The following is a 25,913-nucleotide window of genomic DNA, read 5'->3' as shown; positions in this document are numbered from 1 at the left end:
TTTAATCGCTGTTGGCAGCGCAGACGTCTTGGACCTTCGCTTCTGTCATGAGTTTATGCCGCATTGTCTTCTGGACCGTCGGGGCGCTTGTAACCGATGGAATAGACTCTCACTCCGTGCCTTTCGTACACGCGGAGGCTGAGCCATGCGTGGTTCGCGAAGACGAATCGCCAGTGTCATTTGTCGATCATGGTGGCATAAAGTGGTAATATGACTACAAATAGTAGAGTAACTCGTTTTCTGGAGTGCGCCATGGCCACAACCTCTTCCATTCGGCTGTCGGACACCATTGTCGCCCAGGCCCGGCGCGATGCCGATACCTTCAACCGCACCATCAGCGGCCAGATCGAATATTGGGTTCGCTTGGGCCAAGCCGTCGAGTCCGTTCCGGGCTTCGACATAGATCGGGTGCGGGCCGCGCTCAATGGTCAGCTCGATGTCCGACTGCTTGCCCACAATGAACTGATGGCCTTTGAGGAAAGCCTGGGCAACGCCTTGGCTACCCCATCGGCAAAATCCAACCAGGACATGAAGGCCCTGGGCGATGCGGGCGGTGCAGTTGGCTACGACGAGCAGGGCCGTTTGATTCGCACACTACCCGGGGGCGGCGTTGAAGTCCTCGAAGACCCCAACGAAGGACGGGCTGCGACCAAATGATCCTGGCAGCAGAAATTGGTCCGCCAGTCCTCATCATTCTTGCTGGCCCGAACGGGGCAGGGAAATCGACTCTCTACCGCAATGAGTTGCAAGACCGCTACCGCAGTCTGGAGTTCATCAACCCCGACGAGCTTGCGATGCGACATTTTGGGCATGCCGCGCAGACGCTGGAGGAGTCCCGCAAGGGGCAGCATCTGGCCGACGCACGGCGCGAAGCGCTCATGGCCGCAAATCAGAGCTTCATCACAGAATCGACCTTCTCTCACCTCTCCAAACTCGAATTGCTACAGCAGGCGCAGGCAGCGGGTTACCGTGTGTTTGTCTATCACGTCAACGTCCAGAGCCCAACCCTATCGGTGCTTCGCGTCGCCCATCGCGTCTCGCAGGGTGGGCACCCAGTCCCTGAGGACAAGATCCGGGGGCGTTATGAGCGAAACCAACAACTCATTCGCCAGGCCGTCATACGCGCAGACAGGGCCTACGTTTTCGACAACTCCATGGCCGCTCAGCCGCACCGCCTTGCGCTGGAGTTCCGAGCGGGGCTGATCGACATCGTTCACTCTCAGCCAACGCCCTGGATGCTAAGCCTTTACGCGCATGAGATCGAAGCCTTCACCCAGACCGAGCAGCCGCCGAGGCCGAGGCATAAGGGCTGATACCTACCTCACAATCACCTTCGGAGGTGGCCACCACAGTTACGTAGCCTTTCACATAAGCAGTGACAGGCCGTCCAGAGGGTACACATTGCTCATTGCATAATGTGCAATACACAGTGAAATCCGCCCGAGCTTACGGATGGCCGCGTCTGTCAAGGCCTTCGCTGAACACGTCGATGACACATTAAGCTCGGCCTGTCGTTGAGGTCGCCGCATATGCCAGTTGTCTTTGCGAAGGATGTTACGCCGCTGTTCTTTGCGCTTTCGGGCGCTTGATGAGGTAGGGTCGCTCAGACCATGCCACCTTGGGTGCGTAAGTTATCATGGCACTGATTTTCTACAGGAGTTCGCCTTGTCCGACATCGTTGACAGTCGCCTCGCCAACGCTTTTTTCGCCAATGCGAGAGTGTCAGTAGATCTGGCCGGTAAGGACGGGCGAGGGGATTGCAGTCCTTTGCCGAAGGCAATTTCTCGGCAGATTGATGTCCGTTGCCGCAAGCAGGGCGGGCTGTGGGTCGGGGGCAAGGCCGTATTGACGACCGCAACGCTCAGCTTTGCCCCGAACAGCATGAACCAAGCACTGCATGCTGCCCCGGAAGATCTGGAGGTGACCATATCGCTGGCCAACATCAACAATATAGTGGTTCATCGAGGTTTGATTACGGCCGTCATCGAAATCCGAACTGGCACGGGAATTTTGAAAATCAAATGCTTCAAGGCCAAGGCTTTTGCCACAGCAATCGAAGCGGCACGCCTCGCAGCGCGTTGATTGCACGCGGCTAGAATCCTGTGTGCGTCCGCTCGTTTTGACGGCCTACCCCTAGCACCGGCCACAGCCTTCATGTCTGAATATGTTTTACCCGGAAGGTTGGCAACCGATGCGATTCCGCATCCGGTGGTTTCTTCCTGCACTACTGGCTGAGACACCGACTCCCCCGTGATTGTGATTGAAGGCATGAATGCTAAACGGTGGCGAAGCGAAGCTCATCGACACTTTGCAAATCGACATGCTGGCGGGCGAGCCACAAGTCGTGGGCATCCTGCATGGCGAGCCAGCTTTCCGGGCTGCGTCCAACTGCCTTGGAAAGGCGAAGTGCCATTTCAGGCGTGACACGAGACGTGCCGTTGAGTACCCGGCTGAGTGTGGAAGCAGCTACGCCGAGCGCTTTGGCAAGTTTACGCCCACTGATATTGTTGGGTTCAAGGTAGATGCCGGATATGAATTCACCCGGATGGGGTGGGTTATGCATGCTCATTAGTCGCATTCCAAAAACCGTTAAAATTTGCTCGATTTCATGCGGTTTTGCAGACTTTTATTCCAAAGTTTTTGATTCGAAATTCTGGTCCCAACCCTAGGCAGGTTCAAATACACGCATCTCAATGTGCAGCCCAGCGGCAGCGGCCATATTGACCAGTGCATCAAGACCAAAAACCTTGATTTTTCCGCGCATCAGATCAGAGACGCGGGGCTGGGTCACACCAAAAAGCTTGGCGGCTTCGGCCTGACTCATCTTGACGCGAACTATGTGCTGCTTCAGTGCCGTCATGAGGGTTGAACGAAGCTTCATGTTCTCCGCTACTTCCTGGGTGTCTTCGATGGCATCCCAGATGCTGGCAAATCGTTGGTTGCTCATTTGCTTAGCTCCTGTAATAGGTCTCGATAACATTTCTAGGCTAGATCTATATCCGCTTTGTTGGTTTTTTGCGTCTTTTTCTGAAAGCAATGGATCACATAGATGGCATCGACGAACTTCGCAACGTAGACGACCCTGAAGGCGCCAGCACTATCGCGAACGCGGATTTCTCTGACACCTTGGCCCACTGTGTTCATAGGCTTCCAATCATCCGGATCCACACCGCTCTGAACCTGATCGATCTGGTGGCCCGCTTCGCGCTTGGCAGAAGGTGGGAAGGCACGAAGATCATCAAGTGAGCTTCCGAGGAACTCGACAGGCTTGGATGGTGGCATGTGTGATTTATACAATATTTTGTATGTTCTGGCAAACCCAATGTTGCTGTTTATCAGCATATGGATAAGAGACAAGGCTGAGCGGCAGTTATCGACTCCAAAGCGGACGTTTGGCAAAGGCTATTACACTTCGCTTTGGGGGCCGTAGGCACTGGCGGTTCTTGTACCATTAATAAACGGGAGCTGAGTCAATGAGTTGGACTCGCAGTTTTTTACTCACTTCAAGGAGCGTGATTATGTCGGTATCAAGCGAAAGCCGAACCGCCACCCGAGTAATCTCCGTTACGGCGCGCAATGTAGCGCATCGTATGGTGCTCATACTTTGCACCACGGTCATGGCGCTATTTACCATGCAAGCCTTCGCGCATCACGGCTGGGCCTGGGCGGAAGAGGAGCAGTCCGAGTTGAAGGGCACCATCACCGAGATTTCAATGGCGCCGCCACATCCAGCCCTGCGCGTGAAGGACCAGGATGGTCGTTTGTGGCAAGTCGATCTAGGAAACCCGAGCCAGACACAGCGGTCAGGTTTCTCCGGCGACACTGCCAAAGTGGGCGATGACATTACGGTACTGGGCAACCGCACCAAAGAGCCGAACAAGGCGCATATAAAAGCCGTGCGCATTACGGTCGGCGGCAAACAGTACGACATGTATCCAGAACGCATCAAGCAATGACGACACGGCGATGACAGATTTTCTGCAAGCAATTTCCGGCTGGCCCGGTGCCGCCTTTCTGCAGGAATACTGGGTCGCCTATCTTGTTGTCAATGCAGCCCACATCCTTGGTATTGGGCTACTTCTTGGCGCGATCCTACCGCTCGATTTGCTTCTTTTGCGTTCAACGCGCAGACGGGATCTGCTGACCCTTGGCCCCTTTCTTGTACGCGCAGCGGCGACGGGCACCTCACTCGCGGTGACGACAGGGCTTTGGTTATTCTCAGTGAAGCCGGTGGAGTACGCAGAGAATCCAGCTTTCCTCTTCAAGGCCACACTGCTTGTACTGGCAATCTGCAACATCGCACTTCAGCATCGCGGCGAGCACTTTGATGCAGCCCTGCGCAGCGGCCAGCCATCTGTGCGAGTTCGAACCCTGGCCGCCACATCCACCATTCTTTGGCTTTCTGTCCTCATAGCCGGCCGCTGGATAGGTTTTGTCTGAGACGATGTAATTGGCGGGAGATTGCCGGTGGCTGGGTAGCTAGCTGCGCTACCAAATGCGGCCAACACGTCAGCATCCAGGCGCAGCTTCACTGCCTTTTTCGTCGCAGCCTGAGTGCTTCCCACGGGGTGTCCTCGACGCTTGGTGATCTGTTCCGGCCTATGATTTGAGTATATGGGTTTGTCCTTTTCCCGTCGTAGACTGCTTTATGCCGTCTTGTTAGGCAAGAGCCACTGTCAAATGGCCCATGGATTCGCTGGCCGTGGGCTTGAGTTTGATTTCAATGTCATAGCCCAAACGGTTCAGGCACGCCAACCCCAATTGGCCATCCCGAGACTTCACTTCAAGTTGGTTATCGGATCAGGCGGCCTGTTTGTACAATGGTTCAAACCAAGCTCCGTTCACATCATAACTGGCCAAGAACGAGGTCCATAAAATACCGCCAAGGTGCCATCGACGTAGCGGTGCGTCCGCACCCGTTGCTTGACGTAGTGGTGGCGCAGCCGATCGGGCGGAATCTGGCGGGCCTTTCCGTTCCGTGCCGTTGGCATATACAATATGGCATATACATACCGGGGTGTTGCCATGACTATCTCTACTACCAACTCCAGGCCGCGTGAGGCCAAGCTATTTCGGAACAATCGCAGCCAGGCAGTCAGGATTCCCGCTGAATTTGAAATGCCGGGCGATAGGGTTCTCATCCGTCGTGAAGGCGCGCGCCTCATCATTGAGCCTGTGTCCAAGCCTCGGGACATTGTGGCGCTATTGGGCCAATGGAGGAAGAGCGAACCCCTTGCCCCTCAAGACAGGTTTCCCGACATCTCCGATGCTCCCCCCATACCGGACGAAGTTCTGTGAGCGGCTATCTTCTGGACACCAGCATCATCAGTGCCTTGATGAGCGACCCTGACGGCGCAGCTGCTCGGCATATCGAGCGTGTCGGTCCTCAGAAAATCTGCACCAGCATCATCGTTGCGGCGGAATTGCGCTATGGCTGCGCGAAGAAGGGCTCCGCGAAGCTGCTGGCCCGTGTGGAAAGCGTTCTGGAGGTCATTCCCATCATCCCCTTGGATATCCCGGCTGACACCGAGTACGGTGGTATCCGCGCCGAACTGGAGGCGGCAGGAAAGCCTATCGGCGCAAACGACTTGTTGATCGCGGCCCATGCTTCCGCGCTGGGTATGACTTTGGTGACGGCGAACGCCAGGGAGTTTGAACGCATACGCGGCCTGGCCGTCGAAAACTGGCTCGAATGAGGTGGTCGATTCGGATGATTTGACGTAAGCATCTGTCCAGGGCCGTCAGCGGCCAGATCGAATGCTGGATTCGCTTGAACCAAGCTGTAGAATCCGTTGCGGGATTCGACATAGGTCGGGTGCGGACGGCCTAAAATTCCGAGCGTTGGAATAAAAGCCCCGACTTTGGAACATAAATAAGACGAAAAAAAAGCGCTTACGAGAAATAAGCGCTTGATCTTCTGAATTCTTTGGCGGAGCGGACGGGACTCGAACCCGCGACCCCCGGCGTGACAGGCCGGTATTCTAACCAACTGAACTACCGCTCCGCAGCGGTGTGCTACTTAAACTACAAAGCCAGGAAAAAACCTGGCGTCCCCTAGGGGATTCGAACCCCTGTACCCACCGTGAAAGGGTGGTGTCCTAGGCCTCTAGACGAAGGGGACAGGACTTAAACAAGCTGCGCATTCTAGCATATTAAATGCGACTGTACTGCAATTCTTCACTGAACTTGGTGGAGGTAAGCGGGATCGAACCGCTGACCTCTTGCATGCCATGCAAGCGCTCTCCCAGCTGAGCTATACCCCCGTTGCGCGGTTGTTTAGCGAAGAAGCGAGATTATGCACGAAATTTTTAATGCGTGCAAGTTGGCGTGGCAATTTCCCCCGGGGATGTGTTGGCACAACGTGAGAATGTCCGCCCTGTGAAAAATAGAAATGCTCGGACAATGGCGTGAGTCACATTCTTGAGATGACCAGGCAAGCGCAGGATCGCGTGCCCTATCCCGCTTGCGATGGACGCCTGCCAGTCAATCGCAAGACAACGCCTACTACGAGAAACAGTCCCAGCCAGATCAGCGCCAGGCTGTTGCCCCAACGTACATAAGGCGTCATGCCCGTCGTGCCCTGAACCTCGACATCGAGCACCCCTTTGTGCATCGCATCCAGCACGCCGCGTACTGAGCCGTCAGGATCGATGGCCGCCGTCATGCCGGTATTCGTGGCGCGCAGCATGGGACGCGCGGTTTCAAGCGCGCGCATGCGAGATATCTGCAGGTGCTGGCGCAGGGCCCAGGAGTCTCCAAACCAGCCCAGATTGCTCAGATTGAGAAGAATGCTGGCGCCTGGGTCAGTCTCGTTGAGGGGGCGTACCGACTGTATGATTTCTTCGCCAAACACGTCTTCGTAGCAGATGTTCGGCGCGATCATCTGGTCGTGAACAGCAAATAGTGGCTGGCGTACCTGGCCACGATCGAAGTCACCCAACGGAATGCTGAGCGCATCGACAAACCACCGGAATCCAGGGGGGACAAATTCACCGAAGGGAACCAGATGGTGCTTGTCATAGCGCATTGGCATGGTTGCTGACGTAAAGTCGGCGGCCGGGGTGTTGGCATCGAAACCGATCGCGCTGTTGGTGTAGCGGTCGCGCGTGGCCAGTCTATCATGCAGTGGCATGCCCATGATGATGTCGGCCTCGCGAGTGCGCGCGACCTCCAGCCAGTGATCCCACAGGTTCGGAGCAACCTCGTCCTGAAAGAGGGGCACAACCGTTTCAGGCAAGACAATCAGGTTGGGCTTGCCGTCTAGGCTGCGTGGTTCGAGCGAGGCCAGCTCAAGGTAATCAATCTGGCCCTGGACAAACGCCGAGGGCTCGAACTTGTCCGATTGCGGGATATTGCCTTGGACGAGGCGAACAATCATGGGTTTGCCATGCGGCACAGCCCAGGTCATGTGAGTGAAAAAAATGCCAGCCAAGCCCGTTAGCACGGCAACGCCTACACCGACGGCGGCGCGAGCATCGTTTTGCGTATCCTTGGCGCAGGCGAGCAGGGCGATGGCGGCCGAAGCAAACGCGGCCAGCCAGGCAACGCCATAGACACCGACAATGGGCGCCCAGCCCGACAGTACGCCTTCTACGTGCGCGTACCCGATGTTCAGCCAGGGCAGGCCTGTAAACAGTGTGCCGCGCAGCCACTCGCTGAGCGCCCAGCAAGAGGCCCAGATGGCTGCGGAAAGCAATTGGCGCTGGTAGCTGGAGCCCCCGCTAAAATAACGCGCCCCAAGACTGTACGCCAGGCCTGTGGCAAGCGCGCCGTACAGGGCTAGCCACGCCGCAAGTATCATGACCGCGCCAATGGCCAGTGGCGCGGCCAGGTCCCCGTAATGATGCAGGCTGATGTACAGCCAGTACAGCCCAACGCAAAAGTTGCCGAAGCTGAACGCGTATCCCGCCCCGAGCGCTTGTCTTAGCCCCGTTGCGCGCATGGCATGCCAGGCCATGGCTGCCAGGGTGAATATCTGTACAAATGGCAAAGACCAATGGGGAAGCGGCCCCGGCGCAAAAGACAGGGCATGCAGGGCGCCCAGGGTCAGCAAGGCGAGCAGGGCGGGTGAAGGCGTCCAGGAAAGGCGGAAGGAGTTTTGCAAGAGGTCAGTCGTCGGTATTCGGCGGCGCCAGGGGGGTTGAGGCATTGTGCTGGATATGCAGCCAGAGCGCGCGCCGGGTATCGGCGCCTACAACGGTAATATTCATGCCTTCGTGGTTGATGCTGTCGCCGCGCCTGGGAATGCGGCCGAGTTCGGCTGCAAGCCAACCGCCCAGGGTGTCGTAGTCATCGTGCGGCAGGTTGGTGCCGAAATGCTCGTTGAAGATATCGATTTCTGTGATGCCCATGGCACGCCAGCTATTGGTGCCCGTCTGGAATATGGTTTTTTCAGCGTCTTCGTCGTATTCGTCTTCGATATCGCCGACGATTTGCTCCAGTACGTCTTCCATGGAAACCAGGCCGGAAATGCCGCCATGCTCATCGACGACGATCGCCAGGTGATTTCGGCTGATGCGAAATTCGTGCAGCAGCACGTTCAGGCGTTTGGTTTCGGGAATGAACACAGCGGGTCGTACCAGCGGACGCAGCGCGATGGACGGGTTGCTGACGGAGAGCAGCAGGTCTTTGGAAAGCAAGATACCCACGATATTGTCGCGGTCGTCTTCGTATACCGGAAAGCGCGAATGGCCTGTTTCGATGATTTCGGGCAGGATTTCCGACAAGGGTTTGCTGATGTCGAGCATATCCATCTTGGAGCGCGGCACCATGATGTCTGCCACGGTCTGGTCGGCCACATCCAGCGCGCCGGAAATCATGGCGTAGGCTTCGCCGTCCAGCACTTGGCGATCGTAAGCAGCTTCGAGCACGGCCTTGATGTCTTCGCGGTCTGCGGGCTCGGAAGGCCGCATGAACGACGTAAGCCGTTTGAACAGGGACTTGCTGTTGGATTTTGCGGAGCGAGGTTCGGGGTCGGGAGAGCTAGGGTCTGACATTGTCCAAGGGACTGAATACACGAATGTTTAGGATAACCGATTATGCGCGGGCAAGCTAAGCGAGCTGTTCCCGGGATATCCTTGATTGATATTTCCAGGATGCCGCTGTGTCGGCGGCGCTGAGCGTTTCAGGGCTGGTAGGGATCGGGAAGCCCCATGCCGTCGAGTATGGAAATTTCGAGGGATTCCATTTCCTCTGCATCGCCATCGTCGAGGTGATCATAGCCCAGCGCGTGCAATACGCCATGCACGACCAGGTGGGCGGCATGATAAAGCACCGGTTTGTTCTGTTCTGCCGCTTCACGATAAAGCACGGGAATACACAGCACGATATCGCCGCTCGCGCTGCCCTCTTGATCCAGGCCATATTCAAAAGTAAGGACGTTGGTGGCGTAGTCTTTATCTCGAAAGCGCCGATTGAGTTCGCGGCCTTCGATATCGTCCACCAGCCGCAGGCCCAGCGTTACATGGCACAGTGTCTGGCTGTCAGGCCCGGCCTGTTGCCAGGCTTGCGCTACGCCGTCCACCGCGCGCCGCACCCAGCGACGCAGGCGCCAGCGCGGCAGTTCCTTTGCCTCGGTGCCGAACTGGATGGAGAGCGACAGCGTGGGCGCGGCACCGGCGCCTTGGCTTGTGGCCTGAGAATCTGCCTGCACGCAGAGGTTACGCGACATGGTCACCGGCTTTTTCATAGGCATCGACGATGCGGGCCACCAGGGGATGGCGGACGACGTCCCGGCTGGTGAATTGTGTGGTGGCGATGCCCTGGACGTCGCGCAGCACATCCACGGCGTGGATCAAGCCGCTGGCCTGGCCGCGGGGCAAGTCCACTTGAGACGGATCGCCATTGATAACTGCCTTACTGCCGAATCCAATACGCGTCAGGAACATTTTCATCTGCTCCGGCGTTGTGTTCTGTGCTTCGTCGAGGATGACAAAGGCGTGATTGAGCGTACGCCCGCGCATGTAGGCCAGCGGCGCGATCTCGATGGTCTGTTTTTCGAACAGGCGCTGTACGCGCTCTATGCCCATCAGGTCGTACAGGGCATCGTAAAGCGGCCGCAAATAGGGGTCTACTTTTTGTACCAGGTCGCCTGGTAGAAAGCCCAGACGCTCCCCGGCCTCGACCGCGGGGCGGGTAAGCACCAGGCGCTGCACGGTTTCGCGTTCCAGCGCGTCGATGGCACAGGCCACGGCCAGCCAGGTTTTACCGGTGCCCGCAGGCCCGATGCCGAAAGTGATGTCGTGGCGCAAGATGTGATTGAGATACTCACGCTGGCGTGGCGTACGTGGCCGAAGGTCGGACTTGCGAGTACGCAGGTTCAGGCTCAGGTCGTCTACGGGCGGCAGTTCCGGCAGGGTTTCAGCCACCTCCACGGCGGGCTTCCCCTGGGTTTGGGCCAGGCCGGCGCCCAGTTCCACCATGCCTAACTGAATGTCATCCACAGACAGGGCCTTGTGCACGGCACGCCGGTGGAAGAGTTGCACCGCCTTGGCAGCTGCCTTGGCCTGGTCACCGGTGATCGAGACATGGTCGCCGCGTCGGCTGATGCTGACATTCCAGCCGTCGGCGATTTGACGCAGATTGCTGTCCAGGGGGCCGCACAGATTGGCGAGGTGGGTATTGTCGCCGTCGAGCTTGACGGTGATCGGCTTCTTGTTCCTGGCGGCCGCCGTCATGCGGTTTCCTCAAGCGAATCGTGCGTGACGACCTCGCCGCGCAGCGAGTTGCTGAGCGCCTGCGTGATACGCACATCGATCATGTGGCCGATGAGCCGCGGATTGCCAACGAAATTAACCATGCGGTTGTTTTCGGTACGGCCTGCGAGTTCGCCGGGATCGCGTCGGGACGGGCGCTCGACAAGAATACGTTGTGTCGTGCCGATCATGGCGTTGCTGATTTCTGCCGCTTGCTCGTTGATCAACGCCTGCACGCGGTGCAGACGCTCGAGCTTGACCTCTTTGGGCGTGTCGTCTTCGAGATCCGCGGCGGGTGTGCCTGGACGACGTGAGTAGACAAAGGAAAATGACTGATCGAAGCCCACGTCGCGGATCAGCTTCATGGTTTTTTCGAAGTCGACCTCGGTCTCACCCGGAAAGCCAATGATGAAATCGGAGGACAGTGTGAGGCCAGGGCGGGCCGCTCTTAGCCGGCGCACGATGGATTTGAACTCCAGCGTGGTGTAGCCACGCTTCATTGCGGCGAGGGTGGCATCACTGCCAGCCTGTACCGGCAAGTGCAGGAAGGGCACAAGCTTGGGCAGCGCGCCATGGGCTTCGATCAGGCGCGTGGTCATTTCCTTGGGGTGCGAGGTGGTGTAGCGGATGCGCTCTATCCCCGGAATCTCGTGGACATACTCAAGCAGCATGGCGAAATCCGCGATCTCGTGGCTGTCGCCCATGGGGCCGCGGTAGGCATTCACGTTCTGGCCCAGCAGCGTGACTTCTTTGACCCCCTGGTCGGCCAGATCGGCGACTTCGACCAGTACGTCGTCGAAGGGGCGCGAGACTTCAGCGCCGCGTGTATAGGGCACCACGCAGAAGCTGCAGTACTTGCTGCAGCCTTCCATGATGGAGACGAAGGCGGTAGGCCCATCTACCCGCGCCGGCGGCAGGTTGTCGAACTTTTCGATTTCGGGAAAGCTGATGTCCACTTGCGAGCGACCGGAAGCGCGGCGGCGGGCAATGAGCTCGGGCAGGCGATGCAAGGTTTGCGGTCCGAAGACGACGTCGACATAGGGTGCGCGCTTGACGATGGCTTCGCCTTCTTGGCTTGCAACGCAACCACCTACGCCGATGATGAGATCGGGCTTGGCCTGGCGCAGATGCTGCACCCGGCCCAGATCCGAGAATACCTTTTCCTGCGCTTTCTCGCGCACGGAACAGGTGTTGAACAGAATGATGTCGGCTTCTTCGGGATTTTGGGTGATTTCCACACCCTGGTCTTCGCGCAGAACATCCGCCATTTTGTCGGAGTCGTATTCGTTCATCTGGCAGCCAAAGGTGCGTATGAACAGCTTGCGGTGAGGCGCGACGGGGTCGGGCGTTCTGCTGGCGGGCTGCGAGGGTGAAACCGGCGAGGCGGCGTTCAGGCCTGCATCGCGTTTGATGTTGATTTCGTGCATGAGTATTTGCCGTGACGGGTGTATATCCCGGGGGCACAGGATAAAAGCGGTATTGTACCGGGTTGCAGGCGGTCGGCGTAACAGTCAAATACCCTGGACTAGTGACCTCGATATGTCTGGACTAGTGACCCCAATATGTCTGGACTATATAAATATATAGCTTCTGTGTATACAATTGCGAAAGTAAAACATGTATATGAGTGATTCCGAAGGAGAACTCCGCGCGTTGTGCGAACGGGCGGGTTTCCGTACATGCCGAAACTTTTGGGAGCAATGATGAACGAACTGCAAAATCACAGTCGCCGGCGCATGCTGGCTACGACGGGTGGACTCATGGCCTTTGCTGGATTGGGCGGCGTGCCTTCCCTGGCCAGTGCACAGCAGGCTGCAGCGAAGGACGCGGGCGCGGCTGCCGCCAAACCCCTGCCAGCGTATGCGGACTGGAAAGACCTGGACAGCATGATTGTCCATAGCGCCAATACGATTGAGCTGCGTCGCTCTGCGTTCGGCTCGGGTGTGGTGACACCCCTGGACCGGTTGTTCGTGCGTAATAACCTGAATCCGCCTTCGGAAGAGATTGTCAAGGATCCGGATGCGTGGACGGTAGAAATCAAAGGCGTCGGCAAGCCACGCAGCTTTACCGTGGCTGAACTGAAAACGCTTGGGCTGGAATCGGTACCGGTGGTGCTGCAGTGCTCAGGCAACGGTCGGGCCTGGTTCCCCAGCGAACCCAGCGGCACTAAATGGACAGTGGGCGCAGCCGGCTGTGTGATATTCAGCGGCGTGCCTGTCAAGGCGCTGCTGGAAGCCGTTGGCGGCATTGAAAGCGGTATGAAGTTCATGACCAGCCTGGGTGGGGAAGAGATTCCGGAGGGCCTGGATCCCAAGACCATCATGGTGGAGCGTTCCGTCCCCGTAGAAGCCCTGGATGACGCCATTCTGGCGTGGGAAGTCAATGGCGAGCCGCTGCCACTGGCGCATGGCGGACCGCTGCGCGTCATTATTCCTGGTTATACAGGCGTCAATAACGTCAAGTACGTCAAGCAGATTGCGTTCACGACAGAGCAGTCTCCCGCCAAGATTCAGCAAACGGGCTACCGCTTCGCGCCACTCGGCGAAAGTGGCGCGCCTATTCATGCGTCCATCTGGGAAATGCCCGTCAAGTCGTGGATTACCTATCCTTCGGAGCCTGATCAGGCCGTCAAGGCCGGCAAGGTACAGATTCGCGGCGTGGCGATGGGTGGGATGTCCGCTGCCAGCAAGATTGAAGTGTCGGTGAACGGCGGCAAGGATTGGCAAAAGGCTGAGTTCGTTGGGCCTGACCTCGGGCCCTATGCCTGGCGTGAGTTCGTGCTGTCAGCTACGCTTGATGCCGGTACGCACGAGCTGGCAAGCCGGGCCACCAACGCCGACGGCGATGTCCAGCCCGAAGAACGGTTGGAGAATAACCGTGGCTACTTGAACAACAGTTGGCGTGATCACATGCTGGCTGTCAAGGTTGCCTGACGCCAGTCATTCAGCGGTACATTGAAGGCGCGCCCGTCAGGGCGCGCTTTTCGCCCCTTGTGGGATTTATATGAAATTTGTTAGTAACGAGGATGTAAGCATGAGTTATTCCGTACTGTCCCGGGTCGCCGGCGTGTTCCTGGCGTGCCTGGCCTGTACCAGTGTAGCGGCCGAGCCTGACGCGGCAACGCTCGAAAAAGGCAAGGCTATTTTCCTGACCGAGGCAGTGCCTGCCTGTGCGGTCTGTCATACGTTGGAGGATGCCGGCGCAACAGGCGCCATCGGACCGAACCTCGATGAGCTCAAGCCTGGCTATGCGCATGTCAGGAAAATGGTGACTGAAGGCGCCGGCACCATGCCTGCGTTTGCCGCCTCGCTGGACGAAGCTGCCATCGACGCCGTATCGGCCTATGTATCGCATGTGACGGGCGGGGGCGAATAATCCCCTGGCCCAGGTCTGCCTGTTAAGCGACCAACAAAAAAAGGCCACGTTGCATGGTTAGTCATGCAACGTGGCCTTTTTGCTGCGGCAATGAGGCGCCGGGTGCTGAGGGTGTGGCCTGTGGCGTGAAACCTCAGGCGATTTCCGCGCCCGGGTCGTCCTTCTTGACTGGTTTGACCAGGTCTTCGCGCTTGACGCCCAGCCACATGGCGATAGCCGCGGCCACGAACACAGAAGAGTAGATGCCGAACCAGATGCCAATGGTTAAGGCCAGCGCGAAATAGTGCAGTGTGGGGCCGCCGAAGAACAGCATGGACAGCACCATCATCTGTGTGGACCCATGGGTGATGATGGTGCGGGAGATGGTTTGGGTGATGGCGCTGTTGATGACCTCGCGCACTGAGGATTTGCGTTGCTTGCGGAAGTTTTCGCGAATACGGTCCATGATGACCACGGATTCATTGACGGAGTAACCCAGCACAGCCAGTACCCCGGCCAGCACCGATAGCGAAAATTCCCATTGGAAGAACGCAAAGAAGCCCAGGATGATCACCACATCGTGCAGGTTGGCGACCACGCCGGCCACAGCGAACTTCCATTCGAAGCGGAAGGCCAGATACAGCATGATGCCTACGACCACGCACAGCAGCGCCATCAGGCCGTTGTGCACGAGCTCCTGGCCCACCTGCGGACCGACGAATTCCACGCGGCGCAGCGTCACCTGGGCATCCTGGTGCTGCAGGGCGCTCAAGACGGCATCGCTTTGCGCGGCGGAGCTTTCACCTTGGCGCAATGGCAAGCGGATCAGGACGTCTTGCGACGTGCCGAAGTTCTGCACCTGGAAATCGGTGTATCCCAGGCTGTCGATGGCTGTGCGAACCTGATCGAGCTGGGCTGCCTGCTCGTAGTGCACTTCCATGACTGTGCCGCCTGTGAATTCGATCGACAGGTGAAAGCCGCGCGTGGCAATGAAGAACACTGCCAGAAGAAACGTGATCAGACTGATCAGGTTCAGCACCAGCGCGTGGCGCATGAAAGGGATGGTGCGGTGGATGCGGAAAAATTCCATGTTTTGTCTTGCCTGTAGGTGACGAAGGGGCGGCGTTGTTGCGCCGCGCCATGCTCAGGTTCAGTCCTTTTCGGGTTTCCAGATCTGGCCGATGGAGACGGTGCGCAACTTGCGCTTGCGGCCGTACCAGAGGTTGACCAGAGCGCGCACGCCCACGATGGACGAGAACATCGACGTCAGGATACCGATGCAGTGGACCACGGCAAAGCCACGTACTGGGCCGGTTCCGAAGGCCAGCAGCGCCAGGCCGACGATCAGCGTGGTGAGATTGGAGTCGAGAATCGTGCCCCAGGCGCGTTCGAAGCCCAGGTGAATGGCCTGCTGTGGCGGCAGCCCGGCCCGCAGTTCCTCGCGTATCCGTTCGTTGATCAGCACGTTAGAGTCGATCGCCATGCCCAGGGTGAGTGCGATGGCGGCAATGCCTGGCAGGGTGAGTGTGGCCTGCAGCATGGACAACACCGCCAGCAGCAACAGCACGTTGAAGGCCAGCCCCAGTGTGGAGAACATGCCAAACAGGCGGTAGTAGGCGACGATGAAGATTGCGATGGCGATAAAGCCATAGAGCGTGGAGTAGAAGCCCTTGGCGATGTTGTCGGCGCCCAGGCTGGGGCCGATGGTGCGTTCTTCGATGATTTCCATGGGCGCGGCGAGCGAACCGGCGCGCAGCAGCAGGGCGGTGTCAGCGGCTTCCTGGGCGGTCATGCTGCCCGTGATCTGCACCTGCCCGCCAGGAATCTCGCTGCGGATGACAGGGGCGGTGACGACCTGACCCTTGCCTTGTTCGAACAGCAGGATGGCCATGCGCTTGTTGATGTTGTCGCGCGTGACGTCGCGGAAAATGCGCGCGCCCTTGGAATCCAGCGTGAGGTTGACCGACGGCTGCTGGGTTTGCTGATCGCGGCCCGGTTGGGCATCCTGCAGGTTTTCGCCAGTGAGGATGACCTGGCGGCGCAGCAGCAATGGGCGGCCGTCGCTGTCTTCGTAGCGCTCAAGCCCGAACGGCACGGTACCTGCGGCCAGGGCGGCCTGTGCAGCGGGCGAGTCGTCGACCATGCGGATTTCCAGCGTAGCCGTGCGCCCCAGGATTTCCTTGGCCTTGGCGACGTCTTGCACGCCTGGCAACTGAACAATAATGCGGTCGGCCCCCTGTTGCTGGATGACAGGCTCGGCGACGCCGAGTTCGTTGATGCGATTGTGCAGCGTGGTGATGTTCTGCTTGAGGGCGTTGGTCTGCACCTGAGTGATCGCGGTTTCGGTAAGCCGGCCGGTCAGCAGGTATTTGCCGCCGTTTTCACCCGCATTGGTGAAGGCCATCTCGGGCATGGCCCGACGCAGCGCGGAGGCAGCGGCGTCTCGGTCGGCTTCGCTGGCATAGGTGGAGACGATAGACATGCTGTCGCGTTCGACACCCGAAACAGGCACCTTGGCAGTGCGCAGCGTGCTGCGCACATCGTTGGCCATGGAGTCGTAGCGGCCAGTGAGCGCGCCTTGCATGTCGACTTGCAGCAGGAAATGCACGCCACCGCGCAAGTCAAGGCCGAGGTACATGGGGTGGGCGTTGAGCGCGGACAACCAGTTTGGCGACGCCGGCAGCAGGTTCAGCGCTACCGTATAGCCAGGGTCGGAGGCATCGGGATTCAGGTTCTTCTCGATGAGATCCTTGGCCTTGAGTTGGACGTCGGTGTTGTCGAAACGCACGCGTACCGTGCCGACCGGGCCGTTCATATCGAAACGGCTAGCCGTGAAGGGGATACTGTGGCTGTTGAGCAGGTTTTCGATCCGCTCCAGCGTGCTGTTTTCTACTTTGACAGTGGCCTTTGCGCCAGCCACCTGAACTGCGGGAGATTCCCCGAAGAAATTAGGCAGTGTGTACAGCAGGCCCAGAATCAGGGCCACCAGTACGGTGAGGTACTTCCAGAGTGGGTAGCGGTTCATGGTAGATCAGAAGCTGGAGCAGGAAAGGCGCCGCGGGCGCCTGGAGACGGACGGATCAGAGAGCCTTGATCGTGCCCTTGGGCAGGACCGATGTGACAGCCGTGCGCTGTACAAGCGTCTCGACAGGCTTGTCGGCTAGCGTGCTGATTTCCACGGTAATGTAGTTGTCACTGATCTTGGTGACCTTGCCCAGCATGCCGCCGCTGGTGATGACTTCGTCGCCCTTGGCCAGATTGGCGACCATGTTGCGGTGTTCCTTCTGGCGCTTCATCTGGGGACGGATCATCAGGAAATAGAGGATCACGAACATCAGGATGATGGGCAGCATGCCCATCAGCGCGTTCTCGCCGCCAGCGGCCGCCTGGGCCGTAATCAGTGTCAAGGTGTCGGTGACTGCCATGGATTGTTTCTCCTGAAGGATTTTTAGTTAACTCTGTATTGTAGCGGGATAATTTCTATTCGATGCCGCGGGCGCGATCGCGGTGGAACTGTTCGCGCCACTGCGTGAAGCGGCCCGCCTCGATGGCATCGCGCATTTCGCTCATCAGTGCGAGGTAAAAATGCAGATTGTGCAAGGTGTTCAGGCGTGAGCCGGTGATTTCGTTGGCGCGCTGCAGGTGGTGCAGGTAGGCGCGGCTGAAATGCTGACAGGTATGGCAGGTGCAGGAGGGGTCCAGCGGGCGCGTGTCGTCGCGGTAGCGCGCGTTGCGTATCTTGATATCGCCATACCGGGTGAACAGCCAGCCGTTTCGCGCATTGCGCGTGGGCATGACACAGTCGAACATGTCCACTCCGCGGGCGACGCCTTCGACCAGGTCTTCGGGGGTGCCGACGCCCATCAGGTAGCGGGGGGCGTTTTCGGGCAGCCGGGGCGCAACATGGGAAAGCACACGCATCATGTCTTCTTTGGGCTCGCCCACCGACAGGCCGCCGATTGCATAGCCTTCGAAGCCGATATCCACGAGCCCGGCCAGGGATTCATCGCGCAGATGTTCGTACATGCCCCCTTGAACGATGCCAAACAGCGCATTGGGGTTCTCCAACTGATGGAAGGCGGTGCGTGAGCGCTGGGCCCAGCGCAGCGACATGCGCATGGAGCGGGCAGCTTCTTCGACCGTGGCGGGACGGCCATCTATGGTGTACGGCGTGCATTCGTCGAACACCATGGCGATGTCGGAATTGAGCGAGCGCTGGATGCGCATGGATTCCTCGGGAGTGAGGAACAGGCGCGCGCCATCGATGGGCGAAGCGAACTTGACGCCTTCTTCGGTGATCTTGCGCAGGCCATTCAGGCTGAACACCTGAAAGCCGCCCGAGTCGGTGAGGATGGGCTTGGGCCACTGCATGAAGCCGTGCAGCCCGTGGTGCTTTTCCATGACGTCGGTGCCGGGACGCAGCCACAGATGAAAGGTGTTGCCCAGCACAATCTGGGCGCCGATGTCGTCCAGCTCGTGCGGCAGCATGGCCTTGACGCTGCCATAGGTGCCTACGGGCATGAAAATGGGTGTTTCGACCACGCCGTGATTGAGCGTGATGCGGCCGCGCCTTGCGGCGCCGTCGGTAGCCTGGAGTTGAAACTGTAAGCCGGTCATTGAGCGGATTCGATGAACATGGCATCGCCGTAGCTGAAGAAGCGATACCTGGATTGGACGGCATGCGCATAGGCACGCCGGATGGGATCCATGCCCGCCAGGGCGGAGACCAGCATCAGGAGCGTGGATTGCGGCAGGTGAAAATTGGTGACCAGTGCGTCCACCCATGCAAACTGATACCCGGGCGTGATGAACAGACGTGTATCGCCTTCAAAGGTTCCCCGGCGATCGGCGTCAGGCGCCAGCCACTGCGCTGCGGCGGATTCAAGCGCCCGTACGCTGGTGGTGCCGACGGCCACGACGCGGCCGCCGCGCGCGCGTGCGGCATGAACCTTGTCGACCGTTTCCGGCGAAACGGAATAGCGTTCGGCATGCATGGTGTGTTCGGACAGGTTTTGCACCCGCACGGGCTGGAAAGTGCCCGCGCCGACATGCAGCGTGACAAAGGCCTGGCTCACGCCCATGTCCCCAAGCGTGCGCAGCATGGCGTCGTCGAAGTGCAGGCCTGCCGTCGGGGCGGCAACGGCGCCTGGCTCGCGTGCATAGACCGTTTGGTAGCGGTCTTCGTCCAGTTGATCGGCAGCGTGCTCGATATAGGGAGGCAGGGGCGTGGCGCCATGGCGATCCAGCAAATCGAGTACACGTTCGGGAAACATGATGTCGAAGAGCTCGCCCTCGCGGCCCATCACGGTTGCCGCGAACGCGTCGGCCAGCATCAGGCGTGTGCCCGCCTTGGGCGACTTGCTGGCGCGTACATGGGCCAGGACACGGTTGGGGGCGGTGATGCGCTCCACCAGAACTTCGACTTTGCCCCCGCTTTCTTTCTGGCCTGTCAGGCGTGCCTTGATGACCCGGGTGTCATTGAAGACCAGCAGGTCGTCGGGGCGCAGCAGGCTGGGCAGGTCGATGAATTGCCGATCGTGCAGCCCACCCTGGGCGTCCAGGTGCAGCAGGCGGCTTTCGACGCGGCGCGCGGCAGGCGTTTGGGCAATGAGTTCTGGCGGCAGTTCGTAATCGAACTGTGAAAGTTGAAGAGCAGGATTCACGGAAAATAGTTGCTGGCCGGTGCATGAGCGAATCGGCGGATTGAATTGTGTGGTGAGCTTGCCGGCGAGGCAGGCTGGCGGTATTTTAAGCTGCGATGGCAAAAAATTGTTTACTCGCTGTCCCGGGCCCGTCTTCTTTGGGTATGCTGATGCTTTTTGAGGGAAAGCCGCCACATGGTATCGCAGCCGGCGTCACACTACCGAAAACACGCCTATCCACGCCCGCTCGCCGGGTGTATTCATCGTGCCTGGTGGCTGATTGCATTGCTGGCTTGCCTGGCAGCCAGCTTTGCCCAGGCGCAGGGTTTGCCGCCCGAGCTCGACAAACTCTGGCGTGCCACACGGCTACCCGATAGTGCGCTGTCTTTGTACGTGCAGGAAATCGGTGGCCCTACCCTGGTGGCTGTCAATCCGGGCGAGCCGCGCAACCCGGCCTCGGTGATGAAAATGGTCACGACCTGGGCCGGGTTGTCGGGCCTCGGCCCAGACTATGTCTGGCGTACCACGGCGCTGGCCGAGGGCAAGGGGCGCATCGACGCGCAGGGCACCCTGGCTGGGCCTCTGTATATCAAGGCCGGTGGAGATCCCTTTTTTACCATGCAGGATCTCTGGGCGCTGTTGCGTGAACTGCGCATGCGCGGTGTCAAGAATCTGACCGAAGTCGTGGTAGACCGATCTATCTTTGGCAATGTCGACACGGATCCGGGCGCCTTCGATGACGCCCCTGATCGCCCGTACAACGCCAGCCCCGACGCCATGATGGTGGGCCTGGGCGCGGTGCGATTGATGTTTCAGCCCGACGCGGCGGCGCGCAAATGGATACCCGTCCTGGATCCGCCCTTTCGCGGTATGCGGGTAGAAGGCGAAATCAAATGGACGGATGCCGTGTGCCCTGGCTCGCCCTCGATCTCGACCCAAGTGTTGCCCGTCAATGGCGAATTCGTGGTGCGCGTGGGCGGCGCGGCTGCGGGTTCATGCGGCGAATTCAGCATATACCGCCTTGCGCTGCCTCAGCGCGAGTATTTTGCCTCGCTGTTCACCATGCTGTGGCGAGAACTGGGGGGCACGCTGGCGCGTGGCGTTCGCGCGGGGCGGGTGCCCAACAATGCTACGACGCTGGCCTGGCATGACTCCCAGAGCCTGGGCGATACCATTCGCTATATCAACAAGCACAGCAATAATGTGATGGCGCGCACGCTGCTGCTCACCCTGGGCGCGGAGATGTCCGGCCAGGGCGCAACGCCACAATCGGGGGCATCTTCGGCGCTGCGCTTGCTGGCGGGACAAGGTGTCGATACACGTGGATGGGTGATCGACAATGGCGCAGGCTTGTCGCGGGCCAGTCGCCTGACAGCACAAGGCTTGGCTGGCATGCTGGATGCGGCCTGGCGCTCGCCGCTCATGCCCGAGTTTATTTCGTCTCTGGCGATCGCGGGGGTGGACGGCACGGTCAGGCGCCGCATGCGGGATAACGAGGTCAAGGGGATGGCCCACCTCAAGACGGGAACGCTGCGCGCCACGCGGGCATTGGCGGGCTATGTGCTGGGCGCAAGCGGCAAGCGCTATATTCTGGTCAGCATGGTGAATGATGAACGGTCGTCTGCCGTGCGGGCATTTGACGATGCCCTGGTGGCGTGGCTCGCCGAACGCTGAGCCCAAATCATGCCTCGCCATAAAATAGCGTAACAGCTGTCACAAAATAACATCGCAGGCTACTCTGCAAGGGATTCCCATGCCTATTCACGAAATACGCCATCCGCTCATTCGCCACAAGCTTGGCCTGATGCGCCGCGCAGACCTCAGCACCAAGAATTTCCGCGAAATGTCGCAGGAGATCGCCGCGCTGCTCACCTATGAAGCCATGAAGGATCTGCCCCTGGAGCCGGTTCGCATCGAAGGCTGGGCAGGGCCGCTGGATGTCGAAAAGCTCGCTGGCAAGAAGGTAACCGTGGTGCCCATCCTGCGCGCAGGCATCGGCATGCTGGATGGGGTGCTCAGCCTGATACCGGGAGCGCGCGTAAGCGCCGTCGGTATTGCGCGCAATGAAGAGACACTGGAGGCCCAAACCTATCTGGAGCGGCTGGCGGGGCAGATGGACCAGCGCGTTGCACTGATTGTCGATCCCATGCTGGCCACGGGCGGCTCCATGGTGGCCACCATAGATTTGCTCAAGAAGGCCGGCTCGCGTTCCATCCGTGCCCTGGTGCTGGTGGCGGCGCCCGAGGGTATTGCGGCCGTACAAGACAAGCATCCCGATGTCGATATTTATACCGCTTCCATCGACAGCCATCTCAACGGCGACGGCTACATTATCCCCGGGCTGGGTGACGCGGGCGACCGTATCTTCGGTACGCGCCAAAAGCATTGAGTCCGTCGCGGGGTGAGGCTGCGCGCCGCAAAACCCCGCACCAAATGTAACGGCGTTCATAATTGCTTAACTTTTGCGAAGACGCCGAGCCTGAGGGTCGATGGCAAATCGGTTAGTATGAAGACTCGATATCTTTATTCAGATGGTGCCTATGCGTTCCTGGTTTACGATTCTGGCAGGATGTCTTGTTGGTCTGGCGGCAGGCCCTGCGGTGGCGGGTATGTGCCAGACGCCGTTCATGCACGATGGCGGCCGCGTTCAGCTCAGCGGTTCCGGCATGATGACGCTTGGCGCAGACTTGAGTTTCTCCAACGTCAAAAAGCAGGGCGACAACGCCTGCCAGGCACGCGTTCAGGGTACGGCTACCTATGGACTGGCGGGCTTGCCCGGGGGCAAGTCCAAGGTAGATTACTGGATGAAAGTCAGTAATGGCCAGGCCAGTTTCGAGCGCGATGACGGCAATGGCCAGCGTGTTCCCGTCCAGGGAAAGTTTGACCTGCGCATGCTGGGGCTATTTTCGTACGCCTCGCCCATTACCCAGGCTGGCCAGACATTTCCCGCCCAGCAGTTTCAATTGCACGTCGACAAAAAAGCGGTCGACGCAAAGCCCGTGGTCATACGCACGGGCGAGCGTACCGTGGGCGAACGCCAGCGCATCAGCACGGCGGCGGGCGAACAATCCTGCTGGCCAGTGCAGTACACGCGGGTCAGCGAACCCACCCAGGCGTCGTTCAACGGGTTGGTGCTCCCGGTGCCAGGCATGACATCTGCTGTCACGGATTGGTATTGCCCTGATGTCAGCATGGTCATGAAGCAGGACAGCGTGCAAAGCGGGGTGACCTCAACCGTAGAAGTTACATTGGTGCAGTAGTTTTGGAGTGCAGCCTGTGGGTTTTGCAGGGATTACGTGTTCTTTGAATTGGGCTGGTGCTGCGAAGGGTTGGGCATGGCTCAAGCGTTAAAACGACCCCTTATTGTTTCAACCGAGTTTGATTAGGAGTGAATCATGGCAACAAAAAAGACTGTTCGGACTAGCGAAGAAGAATTCATCGACAGCGTCAAGACCAGCCTGGACGATGCCGAAAAACTGTTGCGCGAAGCCGCCGAAGCCACAGGCGACAAGGCAGCCGAACTGCGTGAAAGTGCACTGCTGTCGCTCAAGCGCACACGCGAAGCCCTGTACGACACACAGGATGCGGTGTTCGAGCGTGGCCGCCGCGCGGCGCGTGTCACGGATGACTACGTACACGATAATCCCTGGCAGGCGATCGGTATGGCGGGTCTGGCCGGCGTGTTGCTTGGCGCTTTGATCTGCCGTCGCTAAACCGCCGGGGGCTTGGCCCCCCGGATTTTTACCAATACCGACAAGAAGGCGGGATATGGCCCTAAGACAATCGGTAGGCGACTTGGCGTGTACGCTGCTGTCCATCGTGCGCACCCGGATCGAGCTCTTTTCGCTCGAGGCCTCTGAGCAGAAATCACATTTGATTACGCTCCTGGGCATGGCGTTTGGGGCGTTGCTGTTCCTGACACTGGCCCTGCTGGTGTTTTCCATCGCGGTGGCGCTGTATTTCTGGCCGACAGACCAGCGCTATCTGGCCTTGGGCGTACTGGCCCTGATTTACGGCCTGATCGGCGCCGGCTTGTTTCTTGCAATACGGCAACGCCTGTTGTATTCGCCCATGCCTTTTTCGGCGACAGTCGAAGAGCTGCGACGTGATCTCGCGCTCGCGGAGCGCTTGCGCGAGCCTTCTTCTGCCGTGTCTCCGGGTGATTTGCCAGGGGGAAGGGAGCTGCCATGACGCAAGATAATCGCAATAGCGCCCGGGAGCGCGCCGTACGCATTGAGCTTGCGCGAGCCCGGGCGGCGCTTGAGCGTCAAGCCGTTGCGCGGGATGCGCGAGAGCTGGCGGCCTCCTTGCGGCCAGGAGCGCTGGCGCACAGTGCTTTTCCCCGGTTGTCATCACGCTCTGCGTCGCAGTGGGTGCTGGAAGCCGTCACACTGACACGGCGCTATCCGCTGCTGGCATCCGGTGCGTCGGCGTTGCTGTCAGGCCTGGGCAAGGGCAAGCGGCGGCGTTGGTGGCGCATCGGAGCTGGCTTGTTGCTCAGTTGGCAGCTCGCCCGCAATATGAAACACAAGAACGACAACGTGGGCGATGCTTGAGCAGCCAGAACAGCGCTGCTTGAAAACAAACCCGCGCGCGCGGCCGCGCGGACGCCGTTAAGCGCACCGTCGCGGCTGGCGCTCAGAGGCCCAGTGTTTGCCAAAGGGCGTCCACGCGCGCCTTGACATTGTCGTCCATCTGTATGGGCCTGCCCCATTCGCGCTGGGTTTCGCCAGGCCATTTGTTTGTGGCATCCATGCCCATCTTTCCGCCCAGCCCCGAAACCGGGGAGGCAAAATCCAGGTAATCAATAGGGGTGTTTTCGACCAGCACGGTGTCGCGCACGGGATCCATGCGGGTTGTCATGGCCCAGATCACTTCTTGCCAGTTGCGCACATCTACATCGTGATCGACGACGACAATGAACTTGGTGTACATGAATTGACGCAGCACACTCCATAAGCCGAACATCACCCGCTTGGCATGGCCGGGGTATTGCTTGCGCATGGACACAACTGCCATGCGGTAACTGCAGCCTTCGGGAGGCAGGTAGAAATCCACGATTTCCGGAAGCTGACGCTTGAGCAGCGGCACGAACACCTCGTTGAGCGCGACGCCAAGCACGGCTGGCTCGTCGGGCGGCTTGCCGGTATAGGTGCTGTGATACAGCGGATTGCGCCGCATGGTGATGCGATCCACCGTAAAGACCGGAAACCAGTCCTGTTCGTTGTAATACCCGGTATGGTCGCCGTAGGGGCCTTCCAGCGCCATTTCGTAACCAGTGTCCGGCGGCGGGGGCGGAGGATGCGCACCGTTCGTGGCAGCCGTGGAAGCGTGAGCGGCCGCGGCTGCCGTGGGTGGCAATGCGCGGGGATCACTGGAGGGCAGGATATGCCCTTCCAATACGATCTCGGCGTAGGCGGGGACCGAGAGCGCGCTGCCCAGGGTTTGGGTAAGCTCAGTGCGCGAACCGCGAAGCAGGCCAGCGAACTGGTATTCGGACAGGCTGTCCGGCACGGGAGTAACCGCGCCCAAAATCGTGGCGGGGTCGGCGCCTAACGCCACCGCAATTGGAAAAGGCTCGCCGGGATGGGCCAGGCAATGGTCTCTGAAATCCAGCGCGCCGCCCCGATGCGACAACCACCGCATGATCAGCTTGTTGCGGCCGATGAGTTGCTGCCGATAGATGCCCAGGTTCTGGCGTTTGGCGTTCGGACCACGGGTCACGACCAGGCCCCACGTGAGCAGCGGAGCGATATCGCCGGGCCAGCAGCGTTGCAGGGGAATCGCGTTGAGATCCACATCCTTGCCTTCGCGCACGATATCCTGACAAGGGCCGCCTTTGATCATCTTGGGGCTCATGTCCCACAATGCCGCCTTGAGCTTGCTGACGGTGGCCAGGGCATCGCGCAGCCCGCGTGGGGCTTCGGGTTCGCGCAGCGAAGCCAGCAGTTCGCCCACATCGCGCAGGGCGCTGACGTCATCCGCGCCCATGCCCCAGGCTACACGCTTGGGCGTGCCAAAAAGGTTGGTCAATACCGGCATTTGCGCGGGCGCGCCGTTATGCTGCGGCTGCTCGAAAAGCAGGGCGGGACCTTGCGCGCGCAGAACGCGATCACTGATCTCGGTCATTTCGAGATCGGTCGAGACGGGCGGTGTCAGCCTTTTCAGCTCACCGGCCCGCTCGAGTTGGGCGATAAAGTCTCTCAGGTCACGATATTTCACA

At 59.4% G+C, this 25,913-nt stretch carries 30 protein-coding genes, 3 tRNA genes and 2 pseudogenes; 16 read left to right on the top strand and 19 right to left on the bottom strand.

Features of this window, described 5'->3' with window-relative positions; translation table 11 throughout:
- The first annotated feature begins 252 nt into the window (after positions 1 to 252).
- From ERE07_RS04280 to ERE07_RS21610, 3 genes are all read left to right on the top strand, one after another.
- On the top strand, positions 253 to 657 hold the full coding sequence (locus ERE07_RS04280; RefSeq protein ID WP_167670719.1) for a TA system antitoxin ParD family protein: 405 nt from the start codon (positions 253 to 255) through the stop codon (positions 655 to 657).
- Positions 654 to 1,313: an ATPase gene (locus ERE07_RS04275; protein ID WP_130007537.1), complete on the top strand. Its 660-nt coding sequence runs from the start codon at positions 654 to 656 to the stop codon at positions 1,311 to 1,313. Before ERE07_RS04280 ends, ERE07_RS04275 begins: the two co-directional genes overlap by 4 nt.
- A 352-nt stretch (positions 1,314 to 1,665) precedes the next feature.
- Positions 1,666 to 2,082 carry a hypothetical protein gene (locus tag ERE07_RS21610; RefSeq protein WP_167670718.1) on the top strand — a complete coding sequence of 139 codons (417 nt, stop codon included), beginning with the start codon at positions 1,666 to 1,668 and terminating at the stop codon, positions 2,080 to 2,082.
- Positions 2,083 to 2,275: 193 nt separating this feature from the next.
- Here ERE07_RS21610 and ERE07_RS04265 read toward each other — a convergent pair whose 3' ends face one another.
- From ERE07_RS04265 to ERE07_RS04255, 3 genes are all read right to left on the bottom strand, one after another.
- Complete coding sequence (locus ERE07_RS04265) at positions 2,276 to 2,569, bottom strand: HigA family addiction module antitoxin (RefSeq protein ID WP_209021078.1); 294 nt, start codon at positions 2,567 to 2,569, stop codon at positions 2,276 to 2,278.
- Positions 2,570 to 2,665: 96 nt separating this feature from the next.
- The gene (locus ERE07_RS04260; protein ID WP_130007534.1) at positions 2,666 to 2,947 is read right to left on the bottom strand and encodes a helix-turn-helix domain-containing protein; all 282 of its coding nucleotides are present in this window, start codon (positions 2,945 to 2,947) and stop codon (positions 2,666 to 2,668) included.
- A 35-nt stretch (positions 2,948 to 2,982) separates the two neighbouring features.
- Positions 2,983 to 3,282: a type II toxin-antitoxin system RelE/ParE family toxin gene (locus tag ERE07_RS04255; RefSeq protein WP_130007533.1), complete on the bottom strand. Its 300-nt coding sequence runs from the start codon at positions 3,280 to 3,282 to the stop codon at positions 2,983 to 2,985.
- Positions 3,283 to 3,518: 236 nt separating this feature from the next.
- Here ERE07_RS04255 and ERE07_RS04250 point away from each other — a divergent pair, with 236 nt between their 5' ends.
- Together ERE07_RS04250 and ERE07_RS21965 are read left to right on the top strand one after the other, a co-directional pair.
- Positions 3,519 to 3,956 (top strand): DUF6152 family protein, encoded by a 438-nt coding sequence (locus ERE07_RS04250; protein WP_245153394.1) that lies wholly within the window; start codon positions 3,519 to 3,521, stop codon positions 3,954 to 3,956.
- Positions 3,957 to 3,966: 10 nt separating this feature from the next.
- On the top strand, positions 3,967 to 4,440 hold the full coding sequence (locus tag ERE07_RS21965; protein ID WP_130007532.1) for a DUF2214 domain-containing protein: 474 nt from the start codon (positions 3,967 to 3,969) through the stop codon (positions 4,438 to 4,440).
- A gap of 62 nt (positions 4,441 to 4,502) precedes the next feature.
- On the opposite strand, the pseudogene ERE07_RS22320 reads toward ERE07_RS21965, so the two are convergent.
- Positions 4,503 to 4,589: pseudogene (locus ERE07_RS22320) on the bottom strand (hypothetical protein); the annotation flags it as partial.
- A 70-nt stretch (positions 4,590 to 4,659) separates the two neighbouring features.
- Positions 4,660 to 4,749: pseudogene (locus ERE07_RS22230) on the bottom strand (XRE family transcriptional regulator); the annotation flags it as partial.
- Positions 4,750 to 5,025: 276 nt separating this feature from the next.
- On the opposite strand from ERE07_RS22230, the gene ERE07_RS04230 reads away from it, so the two are divergent.
- The 3 genes from ERE07_RS04230 to ERE07_RS22315 are packed head-to-tail and all read left to right on the top strand — an operon-like array spanning position 5,026 to position 5,830.
- Positions 5,026 to 5,298: an antitoxin gene (locus tag ERE07_RS04230; protein WP_130007531.1), complete on the top strand. Its 273-nt coding sequence runs from the start codon at positions 5,026 to 5,028 to the stop codon at positions 5,296 to 5,298.
- Positions 5,295 to 5,696: a type II toxin-antitoxin system VapC family toxin gene (locus tag ERE07_RS04225; RefSeq protein ID WP_130007530.1), complete on the top strand. Its 402-nt coding sequence runs from the start codon at positions 5,295 to 5,297 to the stop codon at positions 5,694 to 5,696. The genes ERE07_RS04230 and ERE07_RS04225 overlap by 4 nt, the downstream gene beginning before the upstream one ends.
- Positions 5,697 to 5,728: 32 nt before the next feature.
- Positions 5,729 to 5,830 carry a TA system antitoxin ParD family protein gene (locus tag ERE07_RS22315; RefSeq protein WP_425330954.1) on the top strand — a complete coding sequence of 34 codons (102 nt, stop codon included), beginning with the start codon at positions 5,729 to 5,731 and terminating at the stop codon, positions 5,828 to 5,830.
- Positions 5,831 to 5,927: 97 nt separating this feature from the next.
- Here the strand turns inward: ERE07_RS22315 and ERE07_RS04220 are convergent.
- From ERE07_RS04220 to miaB, 8 genes are all read right to left on the bottom strand, one after another.
- Positions 5,928 to 6,004: transfer RNA gene (locus ERE07_RS04220), tRNA-Asp, on the bottom strand.
- Positions 6,005 to 6,045: 41 nt separating this feature from the next.
- A tRNA-Glu gene (locus ERE07_RS04215) sits at positions 6,046 to 6,121 on the bottom strand.
- 66 nt (positions 6,122 to 6,187) lie between these two features.
- Positions 6,188 to 6,263: transfer RNA gene (locus ERE07_RS04210), tRNA-Ala, on the bottom strand.
- Between the two features lie 191 nt (positions 6,264 to 6,454).
- Positions 6,455 to 8,104, bottom strand: coding sequence for an apolipoprotein N-acyltransferase (gene lnt / locus ERE07_RS04205; protein WP_245153392.1), 1,650 nt, complete (start codon positions 8,102 to 8,104; stop codon positions 6,455 to 6,457).
- Between the two features lie 4 nt (positions 8,105 to 8,108).
- Positions 8,109 to 8,996: a CorC family transporter gene (locus tag ERE07_RS04200; RefSeq protein WP_130007528.1), complete on the bottom strand. Its 888-nt coding sequence runs from the start codon at positions 8,994 to 8,996 to the stop codon at positions 8,109 to 8,111.
- A gap of 128 nt (positions 8,997 to 9,124) precedes the next feature.
- Positions 9,125 to 9,670 (bottom strand): rRNA maturation RNase YbeY, encoded by a 546-nt coding sequence (ybeY, locus tag ERE07_RS04195; RefSeq protein ID WP_130007527.1) that lies wholly within the window; start codon positions 9,668 to 9,670, stop codon positions 9,125 to 9,127.
- The gene (locus ERE07_RS04190) at positions 9,660 to 10,676 is read right to left on the bottom strand and encodes a PhoH family protein (RefSeq protein WP_130007526.1); all 1,017 of its coding nucleotides are present in this window, start codon (positions 10,674 to 10,676) and stop codon (positions 9,660 to 9,662) included. Before ERE07_RS04190 ends, ybeY begins: the two co-directional genes overlap by 11 nt.
- Positions 10,673 to 12,121, bottom strand: coding sequence for a tRNA (N6-isopentenyl adenosine(37)-C2)-methylthiotransferase MiaB (miaB, locus tag ERE07_RS04185; RefSeq protein WP_130007525.1), 1,449 nt, complete (start codon positions 12,119 to 12,121; stop codon positions 10,673 to 10,675). Before miaB ends, ERE07_RS04190 begins: the two co-directional genes overlap by 4 nt.
- A 276-nt stretch (positions 12,122 to 12,397) precedes the next feature.
- On the opposite strand from miaB, the gene sorT reads away from it, so the two are divergent.
- Positions 12,398 to 13,627 carry a SorT family sulfite dehydrogenase catalytic subunit gene (sorT, locus tag ERE07_RS04180; RefSeq protein WP_130007524.1) on the top strand — a complete coding sequence of 410 codons (1,230 nt, stop codon included), beginning with the start codon at positions 12,398 to 12,400 and terminating at the stop codon, positions 13,625 to 13,627.
- A 100-nt stretch (positions 13,628 to 13,727) separates the two neighbouring features.
- Complete coding sequence (gene sorU, locus ERE07_RS04175; RefSeq protein ID WP_130007523.1) at positions 13,728 to 14,069, top strand: SorU family sulfite dehydrogenase c-type cytochrome subunit; 342 nt, start codon at positions 13,728 to 13,730, stop codon at positions 14,067 to 14,069.
- A gap of 133 nt (positions 14,070 to 14,202) precedes the next feature.
- Here the strand turns inward: sorU and secF are convergent, their stop codons facing one another.
- The 5 genes from secF to queA are packed head-to-tail and all read right to left on the bottom strand — an operon-like array spanning position 14,203 to position 19,711.
- Positions 14,203 to 15,138: a protein translocase subunit SecF gene (gene secF / locus ERE07_RS04170; RefSeq protein ID WP_130007522.1), complete on the bottom strand. Its 936-nt coding sequence runs from the start codon at positions 15,136 to 15,138 to the stop codon at positions 14,203 to 14,205.
- Positions 15,139 to 15,198: 60 nt separating this feature from the next.
- Complete coding sequence (gene secD / locus ERE07_RS04165; protein WP_130007521.1) at positions 15,199 to 17,073, bottom strand: protein translocase subunit SecD; 1,875 nt, start codon at positions 17,071 to 17,073, stop codon at positions 15,199 to 15,201.
- 55 nt (positions 17,074 to 17,128) lie between these two features.
- On the bottom strand, positions 17,129 to 17,473 hold the full coding sequence (yajC, locus tag ERE07_RS04160; RefSeq protein WP_130007520.1) for a preprotein translocase subunit YajC: 345 nt from the start codon (positions 17,471 to 17,473) through the stop codon (positions 17,129 to 17,131).
- Between the two features lie 55 nt (positions 17,474 to 17,528).
- Positions 17,529 to 18,665 carry a tRNA guanosine(34) transglycosylase Tgt gene (gene tgt / locus ERE07_RS04155; RefSeq protein WP_130007519.1) on the bottom strand — a complete coding sequence of 379 codons (1,137 nt, stop codon included), beginning with the start codon at positions 18,663 to 18,665 and terminating at the stop codon, positions 17,529 to 17,531.
- Positions 18,662 to 19,711 carry a tRNA preQ1(34) S-adenosylmethionine ribosyltransferase-isomerase QueA gene (gene queA / locus ERE07_RS04150; protein ID WP_130007518.1) on the bottom strand — a complete coding sequence of 350 codons (1,050 nt, stop codon included), beginning with the start codon at positions 19,709 to 19,711 and terminating at the stop codon, positions 18,662 to 18,664. The genes tgt and queA overlap by 4 nt, the downstream gene beginning before the upstream one ends.
- Positions 19,712 to 19,885: 174 nt before the next feature.
- Here queA and dacB point away from each other — a divergent pair, with 174 nt between their 5' ends.
- From dacB to ERE07_RS04115, 6 genes are all read left to right on the top strand, one after another.
- Positions 19,886 to 21,364 (top strand): D-alanyl-D-alanine carboxypeptidase/D-alanyl-D-alanine endopeptidase, encoded by a 1,479-nt coding sequence (dacB, locus tag ERE07_RS04140; RefSeq protein ID WP_130007517.1) that lies wholly within the window; start codon positions 19,886 to 19,888, stop codon positions 21,362 to 21,364.
- A 79-nt stretch (positions 21,365 to 21,443) separates the two neighbouring features.
- The gene (upp, locus tag ERE07_RS04135) at positions 21,444 to 22,079 is read left to right on the top strand and encodes a uracil phosphoribosyltransferase (RefSeq protein WP_130007516.1); all 636 of its coding nucleotides are present in this window, start codon (positions 21,444 to 21,446) and stop codon (positions 22,077 to 22,079) included.
- Between the two features lie 151 nt (positions 22,080 to 22,230).
- Entirely contained in the window at positions 22,231 to 22,950 is a 720-nt protein-coding gene (locus ERE07_RS04130; RefSeq protein WP_130007515.1) for a hypothetical protein, read from the top strand.
- 135 nt (positions 22,951 to 23,085) lie between these two features.
- The gene (locus ERE07_RS04125) at positions 23,086 to 23,403 is read left to right on the top strand and encodes an ElaB/YgaM/YqjD family protein (RefSeq protein WP_130007514.1); all 318 of its coding nucleotides are present in this window, start codon (positions 23,086 to 23,088) and stop codon (positions 23,401 to 23,403) included.
- Positions 23,404 to 23,458: 55 nt separating this feature from the next.
- Positions 23,459 to 23,881 carry a phage holin family protein gene (locus tag ERE07_RS04120; protein ID WP_130007513.1) on the top strand — a complete coding sequence of 141 codons (423 nt, stop codon included), beginning with the start codon at positions 23,459 to 23,461 and terminating at the stop codon, positions 23,879 to 23,881.
- On the top strand, positions 23,878 to 24,246 hold the full coding sequence (locus tag ERE07_RS04115) for a hypothetical protein (protein WP_130007512.1): 369 nt from the start codon (positions 23,878 to 23,880) through the stop codon (positions 24,244 to 24,246). The genes ERE07_RS04120 and ERE07_RS04115 overlap by 4 nt, the downstream gene beginning before the upstream one ends.
- 82 nt (positions 24,247 to 24,328) lie before the next feature.
- Here ERE07_RS04115 and ERE07_RS04110 read toward each other — a convergent pair whose 3' ends face one another.
- Positions 24,329 to 25,912 (bottom strand): UbiD family decarboxylase, encoded by a 1,584-nt coding sequence (locus ERE07_RS04110; protein WP_130007511.1) that lies wholly within the window; start codon positions 25,910 to 25,912, stop codon positions 24,329 to 24,331.
- Position 25,913: the final 1 nt, after the last annotated feature.

It is taken from the genome of Allopusillimonas ginsengisoli (assembly GCF_004153455.1).
Classification (GTDB): domain Bacteria; phylum Pseudomonadota; class Gammaproteobacteria; order Burkholderiales; family Burkholderiaceae_B; genus Allopusillimonas; species Allopusillimonas ginsengisoli.
Note: the sequence above shows the minus strand (reverse complement) of the source record. Positions and strands in the feature narration are given on the sequence as shown.

What these genes read in the sequence shown, in the direction of transcription:
- ERE07_RS04265 (WP_209021078.1), bottom strand. Translation starts at nt 2,569, where the DNA reads ATGAGCATGCATAACCCACCCCATCCGGGTGAATTCATATCCGGCATC.
- miaB (WP_130007525.1), bottom strand. Translation starts at nt 12,121, where the DNA reads ATGCACGAAATCAACATCAAACGCGATGCAGGCCTGAACGCCGCCTCG.
- ERE07_RS04230 (WP_130007531.1), top strand. Translation starts at nt 5,026, where the DNA reads ATGACTATCTCTACTACCAACTCCAGGCCGCGTGAGGCCAAGCTATTT.
- ybeY (WP_130007527.1), bottom strand. Translation starts at nt 9,670, where the DNA reads ATGTCGCGTAACCTCTGCGTGCAGGCAGATTCTCAGGCCACAAGCCAA.
- ERE07_RS04115 (WP_130007512.1), top strand. Translation starts at nt 23,878, where the DNA reads ATGACGCAAGATAATCGCAATAGCGCCCGGGAGCGCGCCGTACGCATT.
- yajC (WP_130007520.1), bottom strand. Translation starts at nt 17,473, where the DNA reads ATGGCAGTCACCGACACCTTGACACTGATTACGGCCCAGGCGGCCGCT.
- secF (WP_130007522.1), bottom strand. Translation starts at nt 15,138, where the DNA reads ATGGAATTTTTCCGCATCCACCGCACCATCCCTTTCATGCGCCACGCG.
- sorT (WP_130007524.1), top strand. Translation starts at nt 12,398, where the DNA reads ATGAACGAACTGCAAAATCACAGTCGCCGGCGCATGCTGGCTACGACG.
- secD (WP_130007521.1), bottom strand. Translation starts at nt 17,073, where the DNA reads ATGAACCGCTACCCACTCTGGAAGTACCTCACCGTACTGGTGGCCCTG.
- dacB (WP_130007517.1), top strand. Translation starts at nt 19,886, where the DNA reads ATGGTATCGCAGCCGGCGTCACACTACCGAAAACACGCCTATCCACGC.
- ERE07_RS04130 (WP_130007515.1), top strand. Translation starts at nt 22,231, where the DNA reads ATGCGTTCCTGGTTTACGATTCTGGCAGGATGTCTTGTTGGTCTGGCG.
- ERE07_RS04120 (WP_130007513.1), top strand. Translation starts at nt 23,459, where the DNA reads ATGGCCCTAAGACAATCGGTAGGCGACTTGGCGTGTACGCTGCTGTCC.
- sorU (WP_130007523.1), top strand. Translation starts at nt 13,728, where the DNA reads ATGAGTTATTCCGTACTGTCCCGGGTCGCCGGCGTGTTCCTGGCGTGC.
- ERE07_RS04125 (WP_130007514.1), top strand. Translation starts at nt 23,086, where the DNA reads ATGGCAACAAAAAAGACTGTTCGGACTAGCGAAGAAGAATTCATCGAC.
- ERE07_RS04280 (WP_167670719.1), top strand. Translation starts at nt 253, where the DNA reads ATGGCCACAACCTCTTCCATTCGGCTGTCGGACACCATTGTCGCCCAG.
- tgt (WP_130007519.1), bottom strand. Translation starts at nt 18,665, where the DNA reads ATGACCGGCTTACAGTTTCAACTCCAGGCTACCGACGGCGCCGCAAGG.
- ERE07_RS21965 (WP_130007532.1), top strand. Translation starts at nt 3,967, where the DNA reads ATGACAGATTTTCTGCAAGCAATTTCCGGCTGGCCCGGTGCCGCCTTT.
- ERE07_RS04200 (WP_130007528.1), bottom strand. Translation starts at nt 8,996, where the DNA reads ATGTCAGACCCTAGCTCTCCCGACCCCGAACCTCGCTCCGCAAAATCC.
- ERE07_RS04190 (WP_130007526.1), bottom strand. Translation starts at nt 10,676, where the DNA reads ATGACGGCGGCCGCCAGGAACAAGAAGCCGATCACCGTCAAGCTCGAC.
- ERE07_RS04260 (WP_130007534.1), bottom strand. Translation starts at nt 2,947, where the DNA reads ATGAGCAACCAACGATTTGCCAGCATCTGGGATGCCATCGAAGACACC.
- upp (WP_130007516.1), top strand. Translation starts at nt 21,444, where the DNA reads ATGCCTATTCACGAAATACGCCATCCGCTCATTCGCCACAAGCTTGGC.
- ERE07_RS04250 (WP_245153394.1), top strand. Translation starts at nt 3,519, where the DNA reads ATGTCGGTATCAAGCGAAAGCCGAACCGCCACCCGAGTAATCTCCGTT.
- ERE07_RS04275 (WP_130007537.1), top strand. Translation starts at nt 654, where the DNA reads ATGATCCTGGCAGCAGAAATTGGTCCGCCAGTCCTCATCATTCTTGCT.
- ERE07_RS04255 (WP_130007533.1), bottom strand. Translation starts at nt 3,282, where the DNA reads ATGCCACCATCCAAGCCTGTCGAGTTCCTCGGAAGCTCACTTGATGAT.